This window comes from Roseisolibacter sp. H3M3-2, assembly GCF_029211165.1.
Lineage (GTDB): Bacteria > Gemmatimonadota > Gemmatimonadetes > Gemmatimonadales > Gemmatimonadaceae > Roseisolibacter.
The window spans coordinates 1-8,068 of record NZ_JARGEK010000225.1; the positions used below are offsets into that span (position 1 = coordinate 1).

At 76.3% G+C, this 8,068-nt stretch carries 9 protein-coding genes; 3 read left to right on the forward strand and 6 right to left on the reverse strand.

Annotated elements, in window-relative coordinates; all coding sequences use genetic code 11:
* From PYV61_RS16745 to PYV61_RS16755, 3 genes are all read right to left on the reverse strand, one after another.
* Positions 1–1,018: serine/threonine-protein kinase (locus tag PYV61_RS16745; RefSeq protein WP_275833669.1), on the reverse strand; the 1,018-nt coding region annotated here is incomplete at its 3' end.
* A 90-nt stretch (positions 1,019–1,108) separates the two neighbouring features.
* A complete protein-coding gene (locus PYV61_RS16750; protein ID WP_275833671.1) occupies positions 1,109–2,812 on the reverse strand; it encodes a hypothetical protein in 1,704 nt (567 codons plus the stop codon).
* 76 nt (positions 2,813–2,888) lie between these two features.
* Positions 2,889–3,293 carry a GxxExxY protein gene (locus PYV61_RS16755; RefSeq protein WP_275833674.1) on the reverse strand — a complete coding sequence of 135 codons (405 nt, stop codon included), beginning with the start codon at positions 3,291–3,293 and terminating at the stop codon, positions 2,889–2,891.
* A gap of 132 nt (positions 3,294–3,425) precedes the next feature.
* Here PYV61_RS16755 and PYV61_RS16760 point away from each other — a divergent pair, with 132 nt between their 5' ends.
* Together PYV61_RS16760 and PYV61_RS16765 are read left to right on the forward strand one after the other, a co-directional pair.
* Positions 3,426–4,262 carry an isocitrate lyase/phosphoenolpyruvate mutase family protein gene (locus PYV61_RS16760; RefSeq protein WP_275833675.1) on the forward strand — a complete coding sequence of 279 codons (837 nt, stop codon included), beginning with the start codon at positions 3,426–3,428 and terminating at the stop codon, positions 4,260–4,262.
* Positions 4,262–4,939, forward strand: coding sequence for a pentapeptide repeat-containing protein (locus PYV61_RS16765; RefSeq protein ID WP_275833677.1), 678 nt, complete (start codon positions 4,262–4,264; stop codon positions 4,937–4,939). The genes PYV61_RS16760 and PYV61_RS16765 overlap by 1 nt, the downstream gene beginning before the upstream one ends.
* Positions 4,940–4,943: 4 nt before the next feature.
* On the opposite strand, the gene PYV61_RS16770 is transcribed toward PYV61_RS16765, so the two are convergent.
* Positions 4,944–5,387 (reverse strand): gamma-glutamylcyclotransferase family protein, encoded by a 444-nt coding sequence (locus tag PYV61_RS16770; protein WP_275833679.1) that lies wholly within the window; start codon positions 5,385–5,387, stop codon positions 4,944–4,946.
* A gap of 108 nt (positions 5,388–5,495) precedes the next feature.
* Between PYV61_RS16770 and PYV61_RS16775 the strand changes: the two genes are divergently transcribed.
* Complete coding sequence (locus PYV61_RS16775; protein WP_345785253.1) at positions 5,496–6,566, forward strand: NAD(P)-binding domain-containing protein; 1,071 nt, start codon at positions 5,496–5,498, stop codon at positions 6,564–6,566.
* A 15-nt stretch (positions 6,567–6,581) separates the two neighbouring features.
* On the opposite strand, the gene PYV61_RS16780 is transcribed toward PYV61_RS16775, so the two are convergent.
* Both PYV61_RS16780 and PYV61_RS16785 read right to left on the reverse strand, forming a co-directional pair.
* Positions 6,582–7,409, reverse strand: a complete 828-nt coding sequence (locus PYV61_RS16780) for a TonB family protein (RefSeq protein ID WP_275833683.1) — start codon at positions 7,407–7,409, stop codon at positions 6,582–6,584.
* Positions 7,410–7,480: 71 nt separating this feature from the next.
* Positions 7,481–8,068, reverse strand: a 588-nt coding sequence (locus PYV61_RS16785; protein ID WP_275833685.1) for a cytochrome c, incomplete at its 5' end; no start/stop codon positions are given.

Below are 8,068 nucleotides of genomic sequence, written 5' to 3' on the forward strand. Positions count from 1 at the left end.
CGCGCATGCTCGCGCGCGGCGGCGCGCCGGCCGGCGGCGGCGCGACGGGCGTCGGCACGGCGTACGTCGCCGTGACCGGCGGCGACGCAGGCGGCGCGGGCGCCGACGGCGCGGGCGCCGAGATTCGCGACTCGAAGCGCACGCGCGCCTCCGCGACGGCGCCCGCGTCCTGGGCGCGGCGCGTCGGCTCGCGGTCGAGCAGCGTCAGGAGCAGCGCGCGCAGCTCCTCGGGGAGCGCGGGCGTCGCGGGGAGGGTGACCGTCTCCGAGAGCCGGCTGATGATCAGCGCCCCCCCCGCCGCGTCGCCGCCGAGGGTGGTGCCGAAGAGCAGCCGGTACAGCATCGCGCCGAGGCCGAACAGGTCGGTGGCGGTCGACTGCCGCGCGCCGAGCAGCTGCTCGGGGGCCATGTACGCGGGCGTCCCGACCACGAAGCCGGAGCGGGTGAGTCGCCGGCCGGCGGCGTCCTCCTCCTCCAGCGCCCCCTGCACGCCGAAGTCCGCGAGCCGCGCCTCGGCGAAGGCCAGCCGGTCGCCGCGCCGCGGGATCATGACGTTGTGCGGCTTCACGTCGCGGTGGAGGATCCCGAGCGCGTGCGCGGCGGCGAGGGCGCGCGCGACGGCGGCGCCGACGGCGAGCGCGTCGGCCGGGGCGAGGGGGCCGCCGGCGTCCTGCACCACCCCCTCCAGCGAGCGCCCGTCCACCCATTCGAGCGCGAGGTACGCGCCCCCGTCGGGGAGGAGCCCGGCGTCGAGCAGGGTGACGACGTTGGGGTGCGCGAGGCGGGCGACGGTCCGCGCCTCGCGCATGATCCGGTCGGCGCCGTCGGGGTCGCCGCCGGCCAGCAGCTTGAGCGCGACGTCGCGTCCGGCGGCGCGGTCCCGGGCGCGGTACACAGCGGCCAGCCCGCCGTTCCCCACGCGCTCGCCGAGGGCGTAGCGGCCGGCCACCAGCGGCGGGTGGGCGCCCGCGTCGTACGTCGCCGGGGTCGGCCCCGCGTCGATCCGGTCGTCCGCCATGCGCCGCCTCCGCCACGGGCCCGGCGCGCGGCTCCCGCGGCCGCGCCTCGCGCTACACTGGCCCGCGCGGCGGCGGGCCGCAAGCCGCGGTCAGTAGCGCCAGCTCCGCAGGTCGGCCCCGGCGGGCGCGGTGCGCAGCATCCGCTCGACGGCCCACGGGAGCACCATCTGCGGGTAGCGCAGGCGCGAGTACGCGTTGGAGCGCGTGTGGTCGCCGTTCCAGCAGTGCTCCGCGCGGTCGCCGTAGTCCACCACCGCGTCGGCCGGCGGGTCGGCCTCGCGCAGGAACTGCTCGGTGAGGTAGACGGCGTTGTTGAGGTAGTAGTTGTCCATGTCGCCGACGTAGATCCGCAGCTTGCCGCGCAGCTTGGGGCCGAGGGTCTTCCAGTCGCGCCGCAGGATGTGCGTGAGGTCGAAGTGCTCGCGCCAGTGCGCGGCGACCGCGCGGTCGATGGTGCCGGTGCGCTTGTCCCAGATCGGCTTCGGGTAGCCGTCGGCGCCGACCGGGGAGAAGACGGACTGCCAGACGTCCCACTGGTCGCCCGAGCGGCCGCGCGAGCCCAACGCGAGCTCGCGGTGGTTCATCTGCTCGAGCGTCGCGTCGACGTGGCCGAGCCAGTTGCGGTGGCCGGGGCGCGGGACGCGCTTGAAGGGGCCCGCCTGCCAGTAGGCGTTGGTGTCGGCGTAGATGTCGACGGTCGTGTAGGCGCGGAAGTCGATGGGGTCGGGGCACGCCACCCACGCGCCGTTGTACTCGTCCGGGTAGAACGTCTGCACGGCCAGCGCCTCCCACCCGCCGGTGGAGCCGCCGTACGCGAAGCGCGCCCACCCCTCCCCGATGCCGCGGAAGCGCCGCTCGATCTCGGGGAGCAGCTCGCGCTGGATGGCGTCGCCGTACGGCCCGTTGTTCGCCGAGTTGACGGCGTACGAGTCGTCGTAGAACGGCGTGGCGTGCTGGATCTGCACGAGCAGGACGCGCGGGAAGCCGGGGCCGGTCCAGTCGCGGTAGAGCTGGTACGACAGCTCCTGCTGGATGCGGTTGTAGCCGCGCAGGTTGAAGCGCGCGCTGAAGTCGGGGGCGAGGGTGCTGTCGGGGGGCGTCTCGCGCCACCCGTCCACCCCCGACGGGAAGTGCCCGTGGTTGACGACCAGCGGGTAGCGCGCGCCGGGGTGCGCGTCGTACCCCCACGGGAGTAGCACCCACGCCGCGAGGTGCATGTCGCGCCCCCAGAACCTCGACAGCCGCTCGCTGCGGATCCGCACGTACTTCACGTACGGCGTCTCCTTGGCCGCGAAGTCGGCGACGGGCGGGATCTCCTGGTCGAGCGTGAGCGCGATCGGGGTCCCCGCGCCGACGGTCACGGCCTGCGGGCGCGAGTACAGGTTGCCGGGCTTCGACGCCCACTGCTGCCCCTCGCCGCGGTCGGGCGGGAGCTTGACGGTGTGCCCGTCGGCGCGGCGGAAGGTCTCGTACCGGTTGACCAGCGCCTGCACGCGGTAGCGGCCCGGCTTCAGGTCTGACAGCGCGGGGAGCGGGTAGCCGAACGCGGTGCCGTCGACGGTGCGCGCGGTGCCGGGGCGCCAGCCCTCGACGTCCATGCCGTAGACCTGGGCGGTGCGGACGGCGTCGCTGACCTGGTTGCGCGGCTCGCCGGCGGTGTCGGCGGAGACGAGGAAGAGCAGGCGCCCGTCCACCGGCGCGGCGGCCCGGCCGGCGGGGAGGGTGACGGTGACGCGTGGGGGCTGCGCGGCCAGTGCCGGCGCCAGGAGTGCGACGAGGAGGAGGGCGCGCATGGGGGTGGGTTCGGTGCGCCCATCCTGCATCCGTGCGACCCGATCGTCAAACTGCCAGGAGAACGGATGAGACGGATCAGATCTGATCCGTCTCATCCGTTCTCCTGGTCGTTCCGAAGTGCGCGACCCGGTAGAACCGCGGCTCCGGTCCGAAATGGAAGAGGAGCCCGGTCTCCAGGCGTGTCGCGTGGAGATAGTTGTACAGCTGCCGGGTGGCGGACGCGTGCAGCGCCGACGTCGACTTGATCTCGATCACCAGCTTGGAATCCACCACCAGGTCGAGGCGCTGGGTGCCGATCGGCCGACCCCTGTAGCACACCGTCACAGGGAGCTCACGGTCGACCCGGTGGCCGCGGTCGCGCAGCTCGTGCTCCATCGCCGCGCTGTAGAGCGACTCCAGGAAGCCGTAGCCGAGCGTGTTGTAGACCGCGTAGAACGCGCCGATCACCGACCGGCTCAGCTCCTCGTGGCGCAGCGACATCCGCCACGATCGCCGACCGTCCTCCGGACGTCGCGGTCCGTCCGACGCGGCACGGGTCCGCGGAGCGCCCCCCGTGGCCCCGCCCGCGCCGCCCCCCCATTCTTCCGGCGGACCCCTCGCCCCCGCCCCGCCATGAGTCAGCAGGACCTCGCCGCGCGCTTCCGCGCCCTCCACGCGCCCGGCGCCCACCGCCCGCTGGTGCTCGTCAACGCCTGGGACGCGATGACCGCGCGCCTGGTCGAGGCGGCGGGCGCGCCGGCGCTCGCCACCACCAGCGCCGGCGTCGCGTGGGCCCTCGGCCGCCCCGACGGGCAGGCGGTCACGCGCGAGGCCATGCTCGACGCCGTGCGGCTGATCGCCGGCGCGGTGCGCATCCCCGTCACCGCCGACGTCGAGAGCGGCTACGGGAGCGGCACCCCGCAGGACGCCGCGGCGACGGCGCGCGGGGTGCTCGACGCGGGCGCGGTCGGGCTCAACCTCGAGGATGCGCCCGGGAAGGACGGCGCGGTGGTGGTGGACGCCGAGTACCACGCCGAGCGGATCGCCGCCATGCGCGCGGCCGCGGGGCCGGCGCTGTTCATCAACGCGCGCACCGACGCCATCCTGCGGAAGGTCGGCGCCGACGACGCGGCGCGGTTCGACGAGGCGGTGCGGCGCGCGCGGCTGTACGTCGAGGCGGGGGCCGACGGGATCTTCGTTCCCGGCGCCACCGACGCGGAGCTCATCCGCCGCCTCGCCGCCGCGGTGGGCGCGCCGCTCAACGTGATCGGCGGCCCCGGCGTCCCGACCATCCCCGAGCTGGGGGCGCTGGGCGTGGCGCGCGTGAGCGTCGGGCCCGGGCTCGCGCGCGCCGTCATGGCGCACGTGCGCCGCGCCGCGGCCGAGCTGCTCGGCGCGGGCACGTACGGCGAGATCGGCGACCAGGTGCCGTCGCCCGAGGCCAACGCCCTGTTCGCGGCGCGGCCCTGATGTGGGAGCTGTCCCAGTGGATCGGCGACGCGCTCCAGCTGTCGAAGTTCGCCGAGCTCGCGATCATCATCTTCGGCGCCTACCAGTTCTACAAGGGGCGCAAGGAGCGCAACGAGGCCGACGCGGCGGCCGCCGAGCGCGCGAGGATCGACTCGAACTACCAGGCCTGGCAGGTCATCAACAGCGCGCAGGGGAAGGGCGGCAGCGGCGGGCGCATCGAGGCGCTCGGCGACCTGCTGCGCAACGGCGTGTCGCTGAACGGCATCCGCCTCGACGACGCGTGGCTGGAGGAGGTGCAGCTGCCGCGCGCGCGCATGGTGCGCAGCTCGCTGCGCGGCACCAACTTCACGCGCGCCAACCTCGCGGGCGCCAACCTGGAGGGCGCCGACCTCACCGACGCCGACCTGCTGGCCGCCGACCTCACCGGCGCCAACCTCCGCGGCGCGACGCTGGTCGGCGCGCGGCTCTCGGCCTCCACGCTCGACGGCGCGGACCTGCGCGAGGTCGTCGGCTGGCAGGACGTCCGCTCGATGGGGCACGCCAGCGTGGTCGGCGTGCGCAACGCGCCGCCGGGCTTCCTGCAGCTCGCCCGCGGGATGGGCGCGGTGGACGCGGAGATGAAGGCGGCGGCGGAGGACGGGACGCTGGAGTACTCGCAGCACTTCCGCGCGATCTGACCGGCTAGCGTCGGCGCCGGCGGGCGATCCGCGCCGCGTCCTTCAGGAAGTCGCCGCTCGGCGACAGCGCCCCCTGCGGGCGGTCGTTGAAGTACGTCACGCAGCGCACGACCGCCGGCGCGTCGTGGAAGACGTCGCCCGGGCGGCGCGCCTCGCGCGTCGCCGCGTCGGCGGCGTCGAGCACCACGTCCACCGGGCGCCGCTCGTACCACACCGGGTGGTGCTCCAGCTCGTCCAGCGCGGCCAGCGTCGGCGCGTCCACGGCGTACACCTCGCCGCGCACGTGGTGCACCGGCGGGTGCTCGGCGAGGTACGGGTGCCCCTCCACGAACATCGCGTGGCGGGTCGCGGTCCGCCCCGCGCCGACGTAGCGCGCGGTCGCGAGGCGGAAGTGGTTCTCCTGCCCGCGGCGCAGCGTGCCGTAGACGAAGAGCAGCGTATCGGTCATCGGGAGCCGGTGAGCGTCACGGGGCGCTAAGATGAGCGCGTGACCGCCGCCCCCGCCACCCGGCCGACCGCCGAGCCCCCGGCCGCGCCCCCCGTCGTCCCCGCGGCCGTGCTGCGCGTGGACGTCGCGGTGATCGGCGCCGGCCAGGCCGGGCTGTCGGCGGCGTACCACCTGCAGCGGCTCGGGCTCGCGCCGGTGAAGGGTTTCGTGGTGCTCGACGCCGAGGACGGGCCGGGGGGCGCGTGGCGCCACCGCTGGCCGTCGCTCACGCTGAGCACGGTGAACCGCCTGCACGACCTGCCGGGGATGCGCTTCGACGAGGTGGTGGACCCGCGGCAGGCCGAGGTCGAGGCGGCGGAGGCGGTGCCGCGCTACTACGCCGCCTACGAGCGCCGCTACGCGCTCCCCGTGTACCGTCCGGTCCGCGTCGCGGTCGTGTGCGAGCGCGAGGGGCGCTTCCGCGTCGAGGGGGACCGGCTGCACGTCTCCGCGCGCGGGCTCGTGAACGCGACGGGGACGTGGGAGAAGCCGTACGTCCCCGAGGTCCCGGGCGCCGCGCGCTTCCGCGGGCGCCAGCTGCACACGCGCGACTACCGCACCGCCGAGGAGTTCCGCGGGCGGCACGTGGTGGTCGTGGGCGCCGGCATCTCCGCGCTGCAGCTGCTCGACGAGGTGTCGCGCGTGACGACGACCACCTGGGCCACGCGCCGCCCGCCGACCTGGCGCGCGGGCCCGTTCGACGAGCAGGCGGGGCGCGCGGCGGTGGCGATGGTCGAGGAGCGGGTGCGCGCGGGGCTGCCGCCGCGCTCCGTCGTCTCGGTGACCGGCCTCCCCGTGACGCCGGCGGTCGAGGCGATGCGCGCGCGCGGCGTCCTGGAGCGCGTCCCGATGTTCGACCAGATCGTCGAGGACGGCGTGCGGTGGGCCGACGGGACGGTGCAGCGCGCCGACGTCATCCTCTGGTGCACGGGCTTCCGCAGCGCGCTCGACCACCTCGCGCCGCTCGTGCTGCGCAACGACGACGGCGGGATCGTGATGACGGGGCGCCTGGCGACGCAGGTCGCGAAGGACCCGCGGGTCCACCTGGTCGGCTACGGGCCGTCGGCGTCGACCGTCGGCGCCAACCGCGCCGGCGCCGCGGCGGCGTCGGAGCTGCTGGCGCACCTCGGGCTGCGCTGACCGGACCTCGCCGGCTCAGCGCCGCGCGACGCGGAACACGAACGGCTGCCGCACCACGATCCCCACCGCGTGCGCGCGCAGTTGCGCCGGCACGAAGCGGAGCCGCGGCAGCACCCCGCGCACGGCCTCCGTGAAGCGCTCGTCGGTGCTCTGCACCACGTGCAGCGACCCCGGCTCGACCGCCCCCGCGCTGTCGATGCGGAACTCGACCACCACGCGCCCGCCGACGCTCGCGCGCGCCAGCGAGGACGGGTAGGCGGGGCGCGGGTTGCCGAGCAGCGGGATCGGGAGGACGTCGACCAGCGCGTTCGCGCGCGCGGCGGTGAGCGACATGGCGGCGTCGTGGTCGGCCAGCCACTCCCCCGGATCGGTCGGGCGCATGCGCGTGAACTCCTCGGGGCGCGCGACGGTGCGCGACGGGTCGGGCGCCGCGGCGAGGATCCCCGCCACCAGCGTCGTCGCCGCCTCGGGGAGCGCGACCTCGGGGAGCACGACGTCGGCGAGCGCGGTCGCGCTGCGGAGCGGGGCGGGCGGCGCGATCGGCGGGAGGCGGTCGGCGGGCGCGTCCCCCGCGGGCGCCCCCGTGCGCGCGCCGCCCCCGGGCGCGCCGCCGCGCAGCCCCCGCCGCCCGGGGACGACGTAGGCGTGCGGCGCCAGGGCTCCCGGGGTGCGCACGCCCGTGCCCTCCCCCTCGCCGATGCCGACCCAGTGGAGCCGCTCCCCGCCGCCGCCGCACGCGACGGCGGCGCCGAGGAGGGCGGCGTGGATGGTCAGGCTCAGGACGGGGCCGGCGGGAGTCGCCGGCAGGGGGCGCGGCAGCGCGCGCAGGTGGTGCAGGGCCATCGGGACCTCGCGTTCCGGGACTGCCTCGCGTGCACGAGCCGCGCCGTCGCCGCCCGCGATCGGGCGCCGCGTCAGCGCAGCTCGGGACCGCCCCGCCGGTCGTCGGGCACGAAGTGCCGCCGCGCCGCCAGTTCGACGCGCGGCAGCGACCGCGCGTCCATCACCGCCGTGCGGGGCACGGCGCCGTTCTCGGCGAGCAGCCACGCCACCACGGCGTACGTCTCGTCGGGCGTCAGCGAGCCGGGGCGGTCGTACGGCATCGCGTGGCGCACGTAGTCGTACAGCGTGGTCGCGTACGGCCAGTACGTGCCGACGGTCTTGGGGAGCTTGTGGTCGCGCGCGAACGGGAACGAGTCGCCGGCGAACCCCGCGGTCCCGGGCGCCTGCACCAGCTTCGGGAAGGCGCCCTGCCCCTCCCCGCGCGCGCCGTGGCACGCCGCGCAGCGCGCCGCGTACACGCGCGCGCCCGCGTCGTACCCGCCGCTCCCCGGCGGGAGCCCGTGCCCCGACGGGTCGACGTCGCGGTCCCACGCGGCGACCTCGGCGCGCGTCGCCGGCGGCCCGAGCCCGAGCCGCGCCCGCGCGCCGCCGACAGCGCCGAGAAGGCGGTCAGTCGACCGCGAAGAAGACGCGTCCGTCGGCCTCGACGTCCCACGCGC

Bases quoted from the DNA above. Each gene is read 5' to 3' on its own strand.
- PYV61_RS16750 (WP_275833671.1), bottom strand. From the start codon at position 2,812: ATGCGCGCCCTCCTCCTCGTCGCACTCCTGGCGCCGGCACTGGCCGCG.
- PYV61_RS16755 (WP_275833674.1), bottom strand. From the start codon at position 3,293: ATGTCGCTGCGCCACGAGGAGCTGAGCCGGTCGGTGATCGGCGCGTTC.
- PYV61_RS16760 (WP_275833675.1), top strand. From the start codon at position 3,426: ATGAGTCAGCAGGACCTCGCCGCGCGCTTCCGCGCCCTCCACGCGCCC.
- PYV61_RS16765 (WP_275833677.1), top strand. From the start codon at position 4,262: ATGTGGGAGCTGTCCCAGTGGATCGGCGACGCGCTCCAGCTGTCGAAG.
- PYV61_RS16770 (WP_275833679.1), bottom strand. From the start codon at position 5,387: ATGACCGATACGCTGCTCTTCGTCTACGGCACGCTGCGCCGCGGGCAG.
- PYV61_RS16780 (WP_275833683.1), bottom strand. From the start codon at position 7,409: ATGGCCCTGCACCACCTGCGCGCGCTGCCGCGCCCCCTGCCGGCGACT.